We start from the raw sequence: 17916 nt of genomic DNA on the forward strand, positions 1-17916 counted from the left end.
TAATCGCTGATTACGGTGCATTTATCGAAGTTGCTGAAGGTGTTGAAGGTTTAATTCACGTTTCTGAAATGTCTTGGTCTACTCATTTACGTTCTGCTCAAGATTTCGTAAAAGTGGGTGACATCGTTGAAGGTGTTATCTTAACTCTTGACAGAAGCGAACGTAAAATGTCTCTTGGTATCAAGCAAATGACGCAAGATCCATGGACTGATATTACTTCTAAATACCCAGTAGGTTCTAAACATACAGGTACTGTAAGAAACTTTACAAACTTTGGAATTTTCGTAGAATTAGAAGAAGGAATCGACGGATTGGTTTATATCTCAGATTTATCTTGGACTAAAAAAATCAAGCATCCATCAGAATTTATCACTGTAGGTGAAAAATTAGACATCGTAGTTCTTGAACTTGATGTTGATGCTCGTAAATTATCTTTAGGTCACAAACAAACTACTGCAAATCCTTGGGACAAACATGAAGCTGCTTTTGCTGTTGGAACTATCCATTCAGGTGAAATCGCTGAAATCGTTGAAAAAGGCGCTACTGTAGATTTTGGAGATGATGTTGTTGCTTTTATTCCTACTCGTCACCTTGAAAAAGAAGATGGTAAGAAATTGAAAAAAGGTGATACTGCTGACTTCAAAGTTATCGAATTCAATAAAGAATTTAAAAGAGTTGTAGCTTCACATACTGCTATTTTCCGTGAGGAAGAAGAGAAAAATGTGAAAACAGCTTCAGATAATAATTCTAACTCTAATTCATCTTCATCTAACAACAATGCAGCTGCTGCAACGTTAGGAGATAACAATGATGTATTAGCTGCTTTGAAAGCTAAAATGGAAAAATCAGAGAAAAAATAATTCTTTAGTTTTTTTGAATATAAAAAGTCCCGAGCAATCGGGACTTTTTTTTGTTGAATTAATTTTTTACTATAAAAAATTAAAGTAATCTCATTAATTCTTTTTTTACAGTTTTCATTCCTTTAGAAGCTATTGTTTCAATAACTACTAGAGGGTTGGGTAAATCATAGACAGTTGCCGGATTAGGATCAATATAATAAATAGGGCAATCTTGTGGTGCAAAATTCATGAGACTTGCTGCAGGATACACTTGTAATGATGTTCCAATAATAATTAAAACATCTGCTTTTTCGACAATTGTAATTGCTTTTTCTATGGCAGGAACATCTTCCCCAAACCAAACTATATGAGGACGAAGTTGGTTGCCATCATCATCAAAATGGCCAAGATTTAAATCTTCAAACCAATCTAAAATATGATTTTTGTTTGTAACACTTCTCACTTTTGTTAGTTCTCCGTGAAGATGTAACACATTCGAACTTCCTGCTTTTTCGTGTAAATTATCTACATTTTGGGTAATTATATTTACATCAAAATCATTTTCTAATTCTGCTAATATTAGATGAGATTCATTGGGTTTTACCGTTTTAAGTTCCTGACGACGTTTGTTATAAAAATCGAGAACTAATGCAGGATTTTTTTTCCAGCCTTCGGGCGTTGCAACATCTGTAACATTATGACCTTCCCATAGTCCATCACTGTCTCGGAATGTCTTAATACCACTTTCGGCAGAAATTCCCGCTCCAGTAAGTACAACTATTGTTTTTTTCATAATTAATTTTAAGAAAAAATTTATAAAAAAAAGTTGCTTAATAATTTCAGTAAATACCGATTTTATTAAGCAACTCTTTTAAACTGTTGAGGAATTATTTTTTCCCGAACAAACTATTGATATCAGCTTTAGACATAAAATCTGAAATTCCAGTAACGGATGTAATTTTGTCTTTACTCATAAATTGTAATGTAACAACTTTTTGTAAACTCTTCGTATAGTGCAACCAAACAATATCGTTTGGTAAATCTAGTTTTATATCAGCTACAGGTGATGCATTAAAACCATCTGAAATAATAGTATATAAAGCTTCAAAATCACCTGTTAAATCTTTGAAATTAAATTTTGTAGATGAACTAGTTTCTGAGGGTTCTATATTTTTAAAAAATACAGTATACTCATTACCTTCTTTCTGAATATAGATGTCACTAGAACCATTAACACCAATTCTTCCTATTTTTTCGATAGGAACAGTTGGTATAACTTTTATTTGACTATAACTTAGATAATTAATAAATAAAAATGAGAGTGCAATAATTTTTTTCATGTTGTATTTGGGTTTTTGAATTAATTTTTTAAAATTAAAAATTTCAACAAACATAATTAAAAAATCATTACTTACAACTGCTTTTTATTTTTTTTAGTTCCTTATTATTTGATTATTAGAAATTAGGACTCAAATTATATTTCTTGTAGAAATTATCTAAAGCTTCAACTACTTCTTCAGCAGTATCAACTATTTTTATTAGTTTCATGTCATCTGGAGAAACGGTCTTTTCTCTTTCAATCATTACTTGCTGCACCCAATCCATCAATCCAGACCAAAAAGTAGTTCCGACTAGAATAATAGGAAATTTTCCAATTTTTTTAGTTTGAATTAATGTTATTGCTTCAAATAATTCGTCAAGGGTTCCAAAACCACCAGGCATCACCACAAATCCTTGAGAATATTTTACAAACATCACTTTACGAACAAAAAAGTAATCAAAATTCAAGTTTTTATCTTTATCGATATATGGGTTGAAATGTTGTTCGAAAGGCAATTCAATATTCAATCCAACCGAAGTTCCTTCGCCACGATGTGCACCTTTATTTCCAGCTTCCATAATTCCAGGACCACCACCAGTAATCACGCCATAACCGGCTTTACTTATTTGGTATGCAATATTTTCTGCCAAAATATAATATTTATCCTCTGGTTTTGTTCTCGCCGAACCAAAAATTGAGACACAAGGACCAATTCTAGCCATACTTTCGTACCCATTTACAAACTCAGACATAATTTTAAAAATTGCCCAAGAATCATTACTACGAATCTCATTCCATGTTCTTTGTTTTAACTTATCTTGGATTACTTTATCCTCGTCATTATCAAAATCTTCTAATCTCATTTTTTTATTTTTTAAGAGCTATTCCTGCTATTCGTTACAATCTTTTCTTTTTTAAAGAAAAAAAGAAAAGGATTTTCACTACTATCAGGGCTAGGGCATTAGTATTCAATTTTTATTTCTGTAAAAAACAGCCCGCTAAAGTAATTCTTTTTTCAAAAACTGCGCTGTATAACTTTTTTTATTTTTAGCAACTTCTTCGGGAGTTCCTTTAGCAACCACATTTCCGCCTCCTTTTCCGCCTTCTGGACCAATATCTATAATATAATCGGAGAGTTTTATGACGTCCATATTGTGTTCGATAATCAAAATCGTATTTCCTTTGTCTACTAATTTATTAATCACGTCCATCAAAACCCGAATGTCTTCAAAATGCAATCCAGTGGTAGGTTCGTCCAGAATATAAAATGTATTTCCTGTATCTTTTTTAGACAATTCACCAGCTAGTTTTATTCGTTGTGCTTCGCCACCAGAAAGCGTTGTACTTTGTTGCCCAAGAGTAATATATCCCAAACCAACATCTTGTAAGGTTTTTACTTTTCTATGTATTTTCGGAATCATTTCAAAAAACGGAACGGCTTCGTCAATCGTCATATTCAAAACATCGGAAATCGATTTTCCTTTGAAACGTATTTCTAGTGTTTCTCTGTTAAAACGCTTGCCTTGACACGTTTCGCATTCAACATAAACATCAGGTAAAAAACTCATTTCGATAGTTCTTACTCCAGATCCTTCACAGGTTTCGCAACGTCCGCCTTTTACATTAAAGCTAAATCGCCCCGCTTTGTAACCACGAATCATACTTTCGGAAGTCATGGTAAATAGATTCCTGATTTCCGTAAAAACTTCGGTATAAGTAGCGGGATTAGAACGTGGTGTTCGTCCAATTGGACTTTGATCTATATCAATAACTTTGTCGATATGTTCTAGACCTTCTATTTTTTTGTATGGTTTTGGCTTTTTTACACCATTAAAATAGAATGCATTCAAAATAGGGTAGAGCGTCTCGTTTATTAAGGTCGATTTTCCTGAACCTGAAACTCCAGTCACACAAATAAGTTGTCCTAAAGGCAATTCTATTGAAACATTTTTTAGATTATTTCCAGTTGCTCCAGTCAGTTTCAGGAATTTTCCATTCCCGCTACGACGTTTTTTAGGAATTTCAAACTTCATTGTTCCATTCAAATACTGAGCGGTAATCGTGTTGGATTTTAAAGTTTCAGCAGGAGTTCCAATGCTAATAATTTCTCCTCCATATTTCCCAGCTTTTGGGCCAATATCAATGACATAATCAGCACGTTCTATCATGTCTTTGTCATGCTCTACAACGATTACCGAGTTGCCAATATCTCTCAATTGTTCTAACGAATGAATTAGTTTTTCGTTGTCACGTTGGTGTAAACCAATGCTTGGTTCATCTAGAATATACAAAACGCCAACCAATTGTGAACCTATTTGAGTGGCCAAACGAATGCGTTGTGCTTCGCCACCAGAAAGTGATTTAGAACTTCGGCTAATAGATAAATAGTCCAAACCTACATTCATCAAAAAGTTTAACCTGTCTTTAATTTCTTTGATGACTTCTGATGCTATAAGCTTTTGTTTGTCAGATAGATGATTTTCTAAATCATGAAACCAAATGGTTAGATCTGAAATATCCATTGCTGATAAATCGGCAATATTTTGTTCATTTATTTTAAAATAAAGCGATTCTTTTTTGAGTCGTGAACCTTCACAAGTAGGACAATTTACTTCGTCCATAAATTCTTTTGCCCAACGTTTTAAGGTTGATGAACCCGAATCGTCATGTTGTGATTTTATAAATGCCGAAATCCCTTCAAATTCAATTTTATATTCTTTGGTAACGCCAGCTGTTTTTGAAGTTACTGAGAATTTTTCTTTTCCACCATTTAGAATCATTTCCATGGCTTCTTCAGAAATGGTTTCGATAGCATCGGTTAATTTGAATTCAAACTTTTCGCCAATAATTTCCAATTGTTTAAAAATCCAAGAACTTTTGTATTCGCCAAGCGGAGCAAAACCGCCAGATTTTATAGATAATTTAGGATTTGGAATTATTTTTTTAATATTTATTTCATTAATTGTTCCCAGACCATTACAATCAGGACAAGCTCCTTTAGGTGAGTTGAATGAAAATAAGTTTGGTTCTGGATTTTGATACGAAATTCCGGTTGTTGGACACATTAAGTTTCTAGAAAAAAACCGAACTTCGTTACTATCCTGATCTAAAATCATCAACACATTTTCGCCGTAATGCATGGCTGTGTTAATACTTTCTGATATTCTTTTTTGAACATCTTCAGAATCTTCCACCACAATCCTATCAATAACGGTTTCAATATCGTGGGTTTTGTATCGGTCAAGCTTCATACCTGCCGTGATATCTTTGACTTCACCGTTAATGCGGACTTTCAAGAAACCTTGCTTGGCAATTTGTTGGAATAATTCGGCATAATGCCCTTTTCGAGCACGAATAATAGGAGCGAGGATGTTTATTCTTTTTCCAGAAAAATCTTTGATAATCAAATCCTTAATTTGCTCGTCAGAATAGGAAACCATTTTTTCGCCCGTATTGTAACTGTAAGCATCGCCAGCGCGGGCAAAAAGCAAACGAAGGAAATCATATATTTCGGTAATTGTTCCTACAGTGGAACGGGGAGATTTAGAAGTTGTTTTTTGTTCAATGGCAATTACTGGTGACAATCCATCTATTTTATCCACATCAGGACGCTCTAATCCTCCAAGAAATTGTCTGGCATAAGCGGAAAAAGTTTCTATATAACGACGTTGCCCTTCGGCATAAATGGTATCGAAAGCCAAAGAAGATTTTCCCGAACCAGAAAGCCCAGTAATAACTACTAGTTTTTCACGCGGAATGGAAATGTCTATATTTTTGAGATTATGAACGCGAGCGCCAATAACTTCGATGGTATTATCGTTTTCTAACATAGTTGAAATAAAAAACAAAGGTACAATTTTGGATTTTAAATTTAAACCTTTCCTACTTTCATAACGATTAATATTAACTTTTAATTTTATATTTTTAAGGCTTATTGTTAATTTTCTTATAATTATAATATAATCTGTAAAATATCTCATAATGAATAATTACATTAGCCTAACAAATTTTGAGCATGAGATATTTTACCCTTTTATTTTTATTTTTTTCAGTTTCTATTTTTTCACAAGAGACTATAATTTCTGGTACGGTTGTAAATGATAACACATTATTACCGTTATGGAATATTAATGTTGTAAATATTAATTTAGTAAAAGGAGCTGTTACCGATGCAAAAGGTAATTTTAAAATCCCAGCCAATGTAAATGATGTGTTGCTTGTTTCTAGTTTGGGTTTTCAATCTATTGAAATTAAAGTAACCAATGACTGGATAAAAAGTAATGCAAACAAAATTCACCTTACAGAGAAAGCTTATGCACTAGAAGAGGTTGTTATTCCTCCATACGATTTAACAGGTTATTTAGAAGTTGACTCGAAATTAATTCCTGAAAAAGAAAATTATTGGTATAATATTTCTGGTTTAACGAGTAGATATGAAGCAGGTGAAAGTTCTCCAGGCGCTTTTGGTAGAGTAATGAGTTCTTTGTTTAATCCTGCAGATATGCTTTATAATTTTTTTGGTAAAAAACCCAAAGAGCTTAAGAGACTTAAGGAATTAAAAAAAGATGAAAATTTAAGAAATTTACTTCAAACAAAATATGACCATCAAACTATTTACTTGCTTTTAGGGATAGATAAAAAAGAACTTGCAGAAATTTTGCAACGTTGTAGTTACTCTGAAACATTTGCACAAACCGCAAATGATTTACAAATCCTAGATGCGATAAATGGTTGTTATGAGGAATATAAAGTTTTGAAAAAGTAAAATATTATATTTTCTCTTGCAAAGTATTAACCACATCTTTAGCAGATTTTCCATAGTTTTTCGTTTTTCACGAATTCAGTTTTCGAATTCAGGTCTTAAGTAATTATATTGTTAGTAAAATAATTATCATAGAGTACGTTTTTTATATTGCCTACAGAATAATATACTTACCAATTGTTTATTACAATTTAATTTGTTGAGAATTATCAACTAAAAAAAGGATATGGTTTTAAAAAAAAAGTGCTTTCAGAAATGGAAGCACTTTTTTTGGTTAGTATTCAAATAATATTGGTTGTTATTATTCAAGAATAAAATTAACAAACTTTGTATTTTAATAGATTAAAAAGCAAATAGTAAACAAAGTTGAAGGGAATATTTATTTTATTGTTCTTAAAATATTATATTGGAGAAGGAATCATACTGCCAATTCCTGCATAAATTCCACAACCAATACAGGCTCCTAAATAATATGCTGCTGTCATCGAACCAACAATAGCTAATCCGTCTCCTAAAACTCCTTTTGCAATCAATTCTTTGATTGTAACACTAGTACCATATTTCACTACTACGGAATAAATAGCATTTATATTGGTAACTGCTGTAGTAACGGTTCCAAATATAGAAGAAGGTGTAGGTAAACCTTGAATATCCATACAAGATTTAAAACTTTCAGAAAAACTAGTATCACTAGCAATAGCTATTAAGTCTGGCTTTGAAGCTTCTAAAAGATTAACAATTGGAACATTCAGACTTTTTCTAGAATAATTTAAAAAATTCTCCTGTGATTCCATCTTAAATTCATAGTTTGGTTTTTGTTTACTGATTTCAATTCCTAAATGAAGACTTTCGGTATGAACTTTGACTAGACTTGGATTTTTGAAAGAGGTAATGGAACTATTTACCTTTTTGAACCAATCATTGGAATCTACTCCAGGAATTGGCCAAGCCGTAGGGTCAATACCTTCTGTGGAACTTCCCCAATAATGATAGGCCATATATTGAGTTATGCTTCCATCTGGATTTATTCCAAATAACTTATCTTCTATTAGTGGTCCTGCAACCTTTGTAATCAAAGATAAAGTAGCACCTATTGCTACCGTAATTCCCATTGAAGCAGCTGCTCCACCTGTTGCAGTTGTTATAAAGAAAGCTGCTAGACCATCTATAATAGTTCTAAAACCTTTTAATTCTTGATCTGCGGCGGCTTTAGTAAAATTGATAATAACAAAAGGTTCCGTATATTCGGATTTGCCATCAAGATAATTCACTTCATAGGTTTGAGGAGCTGTCAATTCCATTGTAACTCCTTGTTTAATTGTGATTTTCATATTTTTGTATATTTAAAATTATTATAATGATTCTAGTACTACCATATTTTCTTCAATAATTAGTCTTCTATCTCCATCAGAGTTAGAATTGCCATTTATTGCTCTTCCAGGGCTTTCAAAACCTCTCATTGACCATTTAACTTTCCCTCCAGTTTCCCATATAAAAATTTTATTGTTGCTAGAAAAAAAGGTTATTTCAATTACTTTGTCGTTAAATTCTTGCTGATTTGAAACCCATGGTATCCATATTTCTTCATTCGAAACATCGTTTGGTCTTAATGAAATATTATCTTGATCTTTATTTTCTCTTTTTACAATTCCAATGGAACCACTGGTTTTGTTAACTATCGATTTAATTGCTGTGATTGACATAATTATTTTAGTGTTTTTATTTTTCCTACTCATATAGCTTTTCGGTTCCGCCCCGTTTGGATGGTTTCTGGTCTCCATTTGACTGCTGTTATTTGCATAACTTTTTTGACATGTCATTGTTTATTTGGTCATTAACAACATTGTAAAATTCCTCATTTCAAACCATAAAAAAATCCCCAACAATGGGGATTTTATAGTGCAATCAAAAAAAATTAGAAATCATACTTTCGCTCTACCGCAAAGCGTATCAAATCGGTCTTGCCATAAATGTTCATTTTTTTGATGATGTTTTTGCGGTGCGTATCTACTGTACTCTTACCAATAAAAAGGATATCAGCAATTTCTTGAGACGTTTTTCCTTCGCCCACAAGTCGCAAAATTTCTTTTTCGCGAGAGCTCAAAACAATTTCGTCTTTGGTTATCGAATCTTTGGTGGCTATCGCATCATCAAAAAAAGTTTTGTTTTTGTTTACTTCGCGAATGGCTTCCAATACTTTTTTTAAAGAAGAGTTTTTCATAATATAACCCGATGCACCTGCTTGTTTCATTTGATTTACAGCTTCGGATTGGTCAAACATACTAAAAGCAATGACTTTTATTTCTGGAAACTCCTTTTTGATAATTTTTGTTGCCGTTATGCCATCGCATTTTGGCATACGTATATCGGTGATAACAAGGTTTGGACGCTTTTTTCGAACCAAATCCAAGAGCATTTCGCCATCTAACGCTTCTCCAACCACACAAATATCGTCTTCGTATTCTAAAGACAATTTAATACCATCAATCAATGCTTGGTGATCTTCGGCTATAACAATTGTAATCATAAGGGTAGGTCTATTATTATGGTGGTTCCATTACTAATTTTGGAATCTATAGTAAAAGTACCGCCCATTTGTTCTACTTTTTTCTCTATGCTTTTGAGTCCCATTCCGTCGCTATTTCGAATTGCTTTCGTATCAAAACCTTTCCCGTTGTCTTCAATCATTAAATTGATTTCTGATGTATTGTCCTGAGTAAGATAAATGTTTATTTCGGTAGCCTGAGCGTGTTTGATACTGTTAGTACACAATTCCTGTATGATTCTAAAAAGGGTAACTTCTACCTGATTTTCCAAACGTTCACTCAGTCCAAAAGGAATTACATTGACCGTAAGTCTTTCTAAAACGCTCATTTTTTCTGCCATTTTTTTTACAGAAAGTAACAATCCATCACTAGCAATAACCCCAAGATTCTTAAGATGTGCAATGTTGCGTACTTTTTGGTAGGCTTCTTCTATCAAATCATCGGTTTTGTTGTATAAATTGTTTTCTTGACTAGAAAAATGTTCTTTTTGTCTCTTTAGGTTTTGAAAATTTAATTTTAGTGTCGCCAACATGCTCCCAAGATTATCATGAAGCTCATTAGCTATTTTATGACGCTCTTTTTCCTGACTTTCCAGCATAACGTCTATAGCATGTAGTTCATGATCTTTGAGTGTTTTTTCTAATTTTTGCTGTTCTATCAATCGATCTTGATCTGCTATTTTCTTTTTTCTTGAAAAATTTTTGTAAATTAAAGTAGCAATTATGATACTGGCTAAAAGTAATAAGATTATCGAAAAAGTAATTTTTTGGTTGAAATTCAATTTATTTTTCAGACTACTATTTTCGATTTCCTTAGATTTAGTTTCGTATTTTGTCTTTATTTCATTGATTGCAATATTTTGATTTTGAACCTCTAAACTATCTCTAAAAATATTTGCTTTTTCAAGATAAGCCAATGCTTTTTTGGGGTCATTATTGGCTTTGTAATATTGATTCAAAAAAGTATTAATTGAAAATTTTATATCATTCACATTATTGAGAATCTTAATACTATCTGCACTATGCAGTAATTGAATGGCTTGGGAATAATTTTTCTTTTTGGAAAAAGATGATGCCTGATTGATATAATTGTAACAAATATTATCTTGTTCTTGATGTGTGATTAAATATGGTAAGTCTTTTTTTAGATAATACAAGGCCGAATCGGGTATTCCTTTTATTTCATTATACAATACCGCCAAATTATTGTAGGCAAAAGATTTTTGTTTCTCATTATTTAATTTTTTACTCAAAAACAATGCTTTATGAAAAAGATTAATACTCTCATTAGCTTCTATTTTATTAATTTTCATCGAAGCAATATTTAAATAACCTTTTATCTTAATATGGGGATTTGAACAAGAATTATAGTATTTCAGTGACTCATTTATATAAGATTTATAATCAATAGTATTATTTTTTAACGATTTTAAAAGATAAACAATTTTTAAATTGATGGACATAGCTACGTCAACACTATCTAATTGGGTGTAAATCCCTTTTGACAACAAATATTCTTTATAAGATTCATCATTTTTAAGCAACATGGCTAGCGCATCTGCTTTCAGTTGATGTAAGTAGGCTTTGTCTAACTTTTTAGAAAGTGAGTTTTCTAAAATTTTACACTTTAAAATGACTTCCTGATATTCTTTATTAATATATTTTTTATTTAAATCTAGCAACCTTCTATCATATTGTGCCAGAGTATTATTCGTTTGCAAAAAGCAAACGAATAATATCAGCATATTTTTTAAATTAATCATTATTTAACCAAAGGACCACGTATTACCCCAGTCCCAACCGAAACTGGTCTGTCTTTGTGTAATAAATTGTTATAAAAATGTTCAATAATTTCTTTAACTTCGTTTGTAACTTCATTGCAATTAATGACCATAACATTACCATCTTGGGTACTTACATTAAAACCTGTACTACTATTGTATCGTTTTAATTGTTTGATGTTAAACTTATGATTGTATTTTTTCGTTGTTTGATCGCTTTCGGCAATTACGCTTTCGGGTTTTACCAAAATTACGACACCATTTGCTTTTGGGTTTGAAATGTCATAATGTTCAAAAAAATCAAAGTCATTTTCTGCAACTTCTGCGGGCAGGTTTATATCGTAATCAATATCTCCATTTTTAGTAAATGTACCGCTACCCTCATATAATCTTGTGCTGTTAATCTTCATGTTTTTATATTTAAAATTTATATTCAAAATTCTGAAGTTAAAATATAAAAAAAATCACTAACAATGGGTATTTTATTTGTTTATAAAATGTTTTTTTTAAATGTGAAATTCAGACTATTAGGTAGAATAAAAAAGTGCTTCCAATTCTAGAAACACTTGTTTTTTCTTTTATGAATTTAAAAACTCTAAAAAGGATTGTGATAAAATTCACTAAATTTTTTCTTGTAGCGATTTAATCTCATCTCTCAATTTTGCAGCATGCATAAAATCTAAATCTTTAGCTGCTTTTTCCATTGCTTTTCGTTTTTCACGAATGCGTTTTTCGATTTCGGGTTTGCTTAAATATTTGGTTTCAGGTTCTGCAGCGATATTTCCAGAAGTATAACCCAATTCGTAATCTACCAAAGGATTTTTTGTAAATGCAGATTCAATTTTTTTGTTCAATGCCATTGGCACAACATTGTTTTGGGTATTAAAATTAATTTGCTTAGTTCTGCGATAATTCGTTTCATCGATTGTTTTTTGCATACTTGCTGTGATTTTATCGGCATACATAATTGCTTTCCCGTTCAAATTTCTAGCTGCACGACCTATTGTTTGGGTTAATGAGCGATGACTTCTCAGGAATCCTTCTTTGTCTGCATCTAATATTGCTACTAATGAAACTTCGGGTAAATCTAATCCTTCACGAAGTAAGTTAACACCTATTAAAACATCAAAAATTCCTTTTCGTAAATCTTGCATAATTTCTATTCGCTCCAGTGTATCAACTTCGGAATGAATATAACGACAACGAATATTAACTTTTGTCAAATATTTAGCCAATTCTTCGGCCATTCTTTTAGTTAAGGTAGTTACTAAAACACGTTCGTCAATTTCTGCACGAACTTGTATTTCTTCTATTAAATCATCAATTTGGTTTAAACTCGGACGAATTTCTATAATTGGATCTAATAAACCCGTTGGACGAATCACTTGTTCGATCACAACACCATCAGTTTTTTGTAACTCATAATCAGCTGGAGTTGCAGACACATAAATTACTTGGTTTTGCATCGATTCGAATTCATCAAATTTTAAAGGTCTGTTGTCCATAGCAGCAGGTAATCGAAAACCATATTCGACTAAATTCTCTTTGCGAGAACGGTCGCCACCATACATGGCATGAACTTGCGAAAGTGTTACGTGGCTTTCGTCAACCACCATCAGATAATCTTTTGGAAAATAATCTAACAAGCAAAAAGGTCTTGTTCCGGACAATCTTCCGTCAAGGTAACGAGAGTAATTTTCAATTCCAGAGCAATAACCTAATTCTCGAATCATTTCTAAATCGAAATTGGTTCGTTCTTCCAATCGTTTTGCTTCAAGATGTTTGCCAATTTCCTTAAAATAATCGACTTGTTTAACCAAATCTTGCTGAATTTCCCAAATGGCATTTTGTAAAACATCAGGAGAAGTCACGAACATATTGGCAGGATAAATGGTCAGTTTTTCAAATTTTTCGATGACTTGAGATGTTTTTATATCAAAACTTTCAATTTCTTCGATTTCGTCTCCAAAAAAATGAATTCTAAAAGCATCATCGGCATAACTTGGGTAAACATCGACAGTATCTCCTTTTATTCTAAAATTACCAGGATTAAAATCCATTTCAGTTCTCGAGTACAAACTTTGCACTAATTGATGCAATAGCTTAGTTCTGGAAATCATTTGTCCTTTTTCTATGGGAATCACATTTTTTTGAAATTCGACAGGATTTCCAATTCCGTAAAGACAAGAAACAGATGAAATTACAATAATATCTCTACGACCAGATAGGAGAGAGGATACCGTACTCATTCGCATTTTTTCTAACTCCTCATTGATAGATAAATCTTTCTCGATAAAAACACCAGTTACGGGCATAAAGGCTTCGGGCTGGTAATAATCGTAGTAGGAAACAAAGTATTCGACCGCATTGTTTGGAAAAAATTGCTTAAACTCTGAGTATAGTTGCGCTGCAAGTGTTTTGTTGTGTGCTAAAACTAAGGTTGGTCTTTGTACTTCTTCAATTACATTAGCTACTGTAAAAGTTTTTCCGGAACCGGTAACCCCTAATAAAGTTTGATATTTTTCTTCATCAAGAATACCTTTCGAAAGTTTTTCGATAGCTTGTGGTTGATCTCCTTTGGGTTTGTAATCAGATACTACTTGGAAGTTCATTTATTTGAAATGAAGTGTTAGATTACAAATATAATGAGATTTTATTCAAAAATATAGTCCCTATTTTTTGATTTGTAAAATTTATTTTTACAAATAATTTAATAGTTTATTCTTATTTTTACAAAATGAAAAAGAGTCTATTATTTCTTCTTGCAATTGTATTTGTGGGTTGTTCGCATAAAGTTGATATTTCAAAAATTGATACTATAAATGGTTATTGGCAAATTAGTAAAGTTATAGATGGTGAAGGGAATAAAAAAGAGTATCCTATAAATGAAACTTATGATTATTTTCAAATAAAGAATAAAAAAGGTTTTCATAAAAAAGTACTTTGGCAACCAGATGGCACTTTTTTAGTTAATGATTTGCAAGAAGATTTAAATATTATTGTAAAAAAAGACGATGTTGTTTTAGATTTTTCTTCAAAATTCGGAAAACATCAAGATAAATTAGAATCTATTTCAGAGGAAGAAATGGTTATAGTTTCTAAGGAAGCAGTAAAATTTTATTACAGTAAGGTCATTTTAAATTCCGAAAGTAAAGATGGCAAAAAGAATTAGTAATCAGAGTTTGGTTGGGGATATTTTAAATCAAATTATCAAAACTAATAAGCTAGAATCTGGATTGAATCAAGTTTCTGTTGTAGATGCATGGAAAAATTTAATGGGAAACGGGGTAAATAATTATACCAAGAGTGTTGCTTTGCGAAACGAAACATTATATGTCGAACTAAGTTCTGCAGTGCTTCGTGAAGAATTGAGTTATGGCAAAGAGAAAATTATCAAAATGATAAATGAAGAAATAGGAAAAGAAGTAGTAAAAGCAGTAGTGCTTAGATGATTTTTTTTTTCTAATTAGCTTTATTAAATTTTAGTATTTTTAATGAATTTGGGTGTGTGTGTTAAAAAAAAAAGACTTACTTAATAACAAATATCAGATAGAAAAAAAAGTGTGTTTGACAATTCAAACACACTTTTGGAAAATTAATTCATAAAAAGATTATGATTTTACTGCTGCTTTTTTAGCAGAACAGCATCCACCTTTTTTCTCTGCTGAACAAGATTTTTTCTCTTCTGCTGAGCAAGTTTTTTCGGTTTTAGCTTTTGCTTTTTTAGCTGGTTTTGTTTCTTGAGCATTTATAGTCATAGTAAACAATAAAGTTGCTAATGATAATATTGAGATTACTTTTTTCATTTTGATATATTTTATTATTAATTATTTTTTTAATTTTTATTGTATTCTTTAAGCTTCAAATAACATTTCTGGTGGTTGCCAAATAGTATTGTTATAATTTTTCACAAAAGATTTTTTATAATATAAATTTTCTTTTTTTTCTTTTCTTAAATTTTTATTTAAAGATATATCTTGAATTTGACATAAAATAAATTGGCTTGGACTAAAACTAGTACATAAAATACATTTATCTTTTTGACAACTATTTTGTGTATTAGATTCTTTTTTTTGACAGGAAGATTGACATTTTTGAGCAAAATGTTTTTTTATTATACTAACAGTTGGTGCAGCTGTTAGTGCAAATAAATAAAAACATAATATGCTAATCCATAACTTCATAATACCAAATGTAGAAAAAAAAGTAATTTTAAAAGTAAGATTTTTTAATCTTGTGTAATTTTTAACATTCGTATTTTTTTAATTAGTTTTTTCTAAAATGATTTTAATGATTTCATCTTTGGATAAAACTCCGGATTGTCTCCACAATTGTTTTCCATTTTGATATAAAATCATTGTAGGAACACCACGAACTTGATATTTAGTAGCCAATTCTTGATTTTTATCAACATCAATTTTAATAATAGAAATACGATCCCCAATGCTGTCTTTAACTTGTTTTAAAATTGGAGCTAGCATTTGACAAGGACCACACCATGTACCGAAAAAATCTATTAAAACAGGTTTTTCGGAATTTATAATATCATGAAAAGTGTTGTTCATTTTTACTTTTTTTATTGTTAGGAATAGCGCAACCATTTTGGCCACAGCCTAAGTTGAAAATTACTTGAAATAAGAAAAACAATCCAAAAGCGATAAAAAACCATTGGCTAGTTGTGTATGCTTGGCTAAACAAAAACAGTGCAAATACTAATCTTACCCAACGCATTAAATGCCAATTTGTAAATAGTAATTGTTTCATTTTAATTGTTTAGTAATTGATCTATTTTATTCCAAGTTCCACCGTTAATAACATTTGAAAAACCATTTTGTTGTAGTATAGACTTGGCTTGGCTGCTTCTCATGCCGCTTCTGCAAAATACTACGATATTATTTTTTCCTTTAAACTTTGCCATTTGATTTTTTATTTGATCTAAAGGGATATTTGTAGAACCTTTTACGTGTCCAGATAAATATTCTCCTTGTGACCTAACATCCACTAGGAAAGCCCCTTCGTTGACAATTTTTTTTAAATGATCATTATTACTTGAAAATATATTTTTTAGAAATTTAAACATGATTCATTTATTTTAATTAAATTTTTAAAATTTTGCTTTGACAAATAAAATTGGTTTTTGGAAGTGCTGTTGTTTTAGAGATGTTGTTAAAGCCTCCTTCAATTTCACTAAAATTTCGATATCCTCTAGCTTGCAATATTGATGCAGCAATCATGCTACGATAACCAGCTGCGCAATGTATATAAAAATGTTCTTGAGGGTTTATGTCTTTTATCCAATCATTGATATATGCTAGTGGTTTATTATATGCTTCTTCAATGTGTTCTGCGCTATATTCTGATTCTTTACGAATATCAATAATTTTGCTTTCTCCAATTTTTACTTCATTTGCGAATTGTTCTGCAGTAATTCGATTTACAGTATCAGTTTCTTTTCCCGATATTTTCCAAGTATCAAAACCATTTTGTAAATGACCTAACAAGTTATCAAATCCTACTCGGCTTAATCTTGTAATTGTTTCTTCTTCTTTACCAACTTCAGTCACAATAAGAATAGGCTGATTTACATCGGCAATTAATGCACCAACCCAAGGAGCAAAATCTCCCAATATTCCTATATTGATTGATTGTGGTATGTGCCCTTGATAAAAATCGGAGTTATTCCTAGTATCTAGAATAAGTGCTCCAGTTTCATCTGCCGCTACTTCAAATTCAGAAGCTGTAAGTGCTCTCATACCATTATTAAGAACATTTTCAAAACTAGGTATTCCCGACTTATTCATAGCTACATTCATACCAAAATAGGCTGGGGGAGGCAACAGACCGTCAGTGACTTCAGTTACAAATTCAGCTTCAGACATATTAGCCCTTAATGCATAATTATGTTGCTTTTGTTCTCCAATTGTTGATACCGTTTCCTTACTCATGTTTTTTCCGCAAGCGCTTCCAGCACCATGAGCAGGATATACAATTACATCATCTGCTAAAGTCATGATTTTGTCCCGTAACGAATGAAAAAGAATCGCTGCTAGTTGTTCCTGTGTCATTGTAGCCGCTTTTTGTGCTAAATCTGGTCTTCCTACATCGCCTATGAATAAAGTGTCTCCAGAGAATATGGCGTGGTCTTTGCTATTCTCATCGATAAGTAAAAAGGTTGTACTTTCCATGGTGTGACCTGGAGTGTGAAGTACTTTAATGGTAATATTCCCTATTTTAAATATTTGATTGTCATTAGCAATTATAGCATCGAAACTTGGATTAGCTGTTGGTCCGTATACAATTTTAGCACCTGTTTTGTTACTTAAATCTAAATGACCTGAAACAAAGTCTGCATGAAAATGAGTTTCAAAGATATATTTAAGTTTTACTTTATCTCGCTCTATTCGATCAAGATAAGGTTGAATTTCACGAAGAGGGTCTATTATTGCAGCCTCACCATTTGAAGTTATATAATAAGCTCCTTGCGCCAAACACCCCGTATAAATTTGTTCTATTTGCATAGTGTTTTTTTTAATTTAAATACAAAAATAAGATATATTTCTTCTATTTGCTGTGACTTATGTTACAATACAAAAAAACTTAAGAAAATTATAACATTTCTACCTTTATATTTTAAGTTGGGTTTAAATAAATTTAAAGTACCTATTTAA

20 protein-coding genes are annotated in these 17916 nt (G+C 31.4%); 4 read left to right on the forward strand and 16 right to left on the reverse strand.

The window, feature by feature from the left end:
* The coding region (locus ABI549_RS05820; RefSeq protein ID WP_348075515.1) for a S1 RNA-binding domain-containing protein at positions 1-860 on the forward strand (860 nt) is incomplete at its 5' end.
* A 79-nt stretch (positions 861-939) separates the two neighbouring features.
* Here the strand turns inward: ABI549_RS05820 and ABI549_RS05825 are convergent.
* The 4 genes from ABI549_RS05825 to uvrA all read right to left on the reverse strand — a co-directional run bounded on the left by ABI549_RS05825 (position 940) and on the right by uvrA (position 5990).
* Positions 940-1632 carry an NAD-dependent deacylase gene (locus ABI549_RS05825; protein WP_348075516.1) on the reverse strand — a complete coding sequence of 231 codons (693 nt, stop codon included), beginning with the start codon at positions 1630-1632 and terminating at the stop codon, positions 940-942.
* A gap of 94 nt (positions 1633-1726) precedes the next feature.
* Positions 1727-2179, reverse strand: coding sequence for a hypothetical protein (locus ABI549_RS05830; protein WP_348075517.1), 453 nt, complete (start codon positions 2177-2179; stop codon positions 1727-1729).
* Positions 2180-2294: 115 nt separating this feature from the next.
* Complete coding sequence (locus tag ABI549_RS05835; protein WP_348075518.1) at positions 2295-3023, reverse strand: TIGR00730 family Rossman fold protein; 729 nt, start codon at positions 3021-3023, stop codon at positions 2295-2297.
* Between the two features lie 135 nt (positions 3024-3158).
* On the reverse strand, positions 3159-5990 hold the full coding sequence (gene uvrA / locus ABI549_RS05840) for an excinuclease ABC subunit UvrA (protein ID WP_348075519.1): 2832 nt from the start codon (positions 5988-5990) through the stop codon (positions 3159-3161).
* 185 nt (positions 5991-6175) lie between these two features.
* Here uvrA and ABI549_RS05845 point away from each other — a divergent pair, with 185 nt between their 5' ends.
* Positions 6176-6925 (forward strand): carboxypeptidase-like regulatory domain-containing protein, encoded by a 750-nt coding sequence (locus ABI549_RS05845; protein WP_348075520.1) that lies wholly within the window; start codon positions 6176-6178, stop codon positions 6923-6925.
* 398 nt (positions 6926-7323) lie between these two features.
* Here the strand turns inward: ABI549_RS05845 and ABI549_RS05850 are convergent, their stop codons facing one another.
* The 6 genes from ABI549_RS05850 to uvrB form a co-directional block, all read right to left on the reverse strand.
* The gene (locus ABI549_RS05850) at positions 7324-8253 is read right to left on the reverse strand and encodes a hypothetical protein (protein ID WP_348075521.1); all 930 of its coding nucleotides are present in this window, start codon (positions 8251-8253) and stop codon (positions 7324-7326) included.
* 21 nt (positions 8254-8274) lie between these two features.
* On the reverse strand, positions 8275-8742 hold the full coding sequence (locus tag ABI549_RS05855; protein ID WP_348075522.1) for a hypothetical protein: 468 nt from the start codon (positions 8740-8742) through the stop codon (positions 8275-8277).
* A gap of 95 nt (positions 8743-8837) precedes the next feature.
* Positions 8838-9449 carry a response regulator transcription factor gene (locus ABI549_RS05860; RefSeq protein WP_348075523.1) on the reverse strand — a complete coding sequence of 204 codons (612 nt, stop codon included), beginning with the start codon at positions 9447-9449 and terminating at the stop codon, positions 8838-8840.
* Positions 9446-11212: a sensor histidine kinase gene (locus ABI549_RS05865; protein WP_348075524.1), complete on the reverse strand. Its 1767-nt coding sequence runs from the start codon at positions 11210-11212 to the stop codon at positions 9446-9448. The genes ABI549_RS05860 and ABI549_RS05865 overlap by 4 nt, the downstream gene beginning before the upstream one ends.
* A gap of 17 nt (positions 11213-11229) precedes the next feature.
* The gene (locus tag ABI549_RS05870; protein WP_348075525.1) at positions 11230-11658 is read right to left on the reverse strand and encodes a hypothetical protein; all 429 of its coding nucleotides are present in this window, start codon (positions 11656-11658) and stop codon (positions 11230-11232) included.
* Positions 11659-11868: 210 nt separating this feature from the next.
* Positions 11869-13860, reverse strand: a complete 1992-nt coding sequence (uvrB, locus tag ABI549_RS05875; protein ID WP_348075526.1) for an excinuclease ABC subunit UvrB — start codon at positions 13858-13860, stop codon at positions 11869-11871.
* Positions 13861-13985: 125 nt separating this feature from the next.
* Here uvrB and ABI549_RS05880 point away from each other — a divergent pair, with 125 nt between their 5' ends.
* Both ABI549_RS05880 and ABI549_RS05885 read left to right on the forward strand, forming a co-directional pair.
* On the forward strand, positions 13986-14420 hold the full coding sequence (locus ABI549_RS05880; RefSeq protein ID WP_348075527.1) for a lipocalin family protein: 435 nt from the start codon (positions 13986-13988) through the stop codon (positions 14418-14420).
* A complete protein-coding gene (locus ABI549_RS05885) occupies positions 14404-14700 on the forward strand; it encodes a DUF721 domain-containing protein (RefSeq protein WP_348075528.1) in 297 nt (98 codons plus the stop codon). The genes ABI549_RS05880 and ABI549_RS05885 overlap by 17 nt, the downstream gene beginning before the upstream one ends.
* Before the next feature lie 159 nt (positions 14701-14859).
* Here the strand turns inward: ABI549_RS05885 and ABI549_RS05890 are convergent, their stop codons facing one another.
* The 6 genes from ABI549_RS05890 to ABI549_RS05915 all read right to left on the reverse strand — a co-directional run bounded on the left by ABI549_RS05890 (position 14860) and on the right by ABI549_RS05915 (position 17766).
* Positions 14860-15054: a hypothetical protein gene (locus ABI549_RS05890; protein ID WP_348075529.1), complete on the reverse strand. Its 195-nt coding sequence runs from the start codon at positions 15052-15054 to the stop codon at positions 14860-14862.
* Positions 15055-15102: 48 nt separating this feature from the next.
* Positions 15103-15432 (reverse strand): hypothetical protein, encoded by a 330-nt coding sequence (locus ABI549_RS05895; protein WP_348075530.1) that lies wholly within the window; start codon positions 15430-15432, stop codon positions 15103-15105.
* A 78-nt stretch (positions 15433-15510) separates the two neighbouring features.
* Positions 15511-15813, reverse strand: a complete 303-nt coding sequence (gene trxA, locus ABI549_RS05900; RefSeq protein ID WP_348075531.1) for a thioredoxin — start codon at positions 15811-15813, stop codon at positions 15511-15513.
* Positions 15794-16012 carry a hypothetical protein gene (locus ABI549_RS05905; RefSeq protein WP_348075532.1) on the reverse strand — a complete coding sequence of 73 codons (219 nt, stop codon included), beginning with the start codon at positions 16010-16012 and terminating at the stop codon, positions 15794-15796. Before ABI549_RS05905 ends, trxA begins: the two co-directional genes overlap by 20 nt.
* A gap of 1 nt (position 16013) precedes the next feature.
* Entirely contained in the window at positions 16014-16328 is a 315-nt protein-coding gene (locus ABI549_RS05910) for a rhodanese-like domain-containing protein (protein ID WP_348075533.1), read from the reverse strand.
* Between the two features lie 16 nt (positions 16329-16344).
* On the reverse strand, positions 16345-17766 hold the full coding sequence (locus ABI549_RS05915) for a rhodanese-like domain-containing protein (RefSeq protein WP_348075534.1): 1422 nt from the start codon (positions 17764-17766) through the stop codon (positions 16345-16347).
* Between the last annotated feature and the right edge of the window lie 150 nt (positions 17767-17916).

The organism is Flavobacterium sp. (genome assembly GCF_039932285.1).
In the GTDB taxonomy this organism is placed as follows: Bacteria; Bacteroidota; Bacteroidia; order Flavobacteriales; family Flavobacteriaceae; genus Flavobacterium.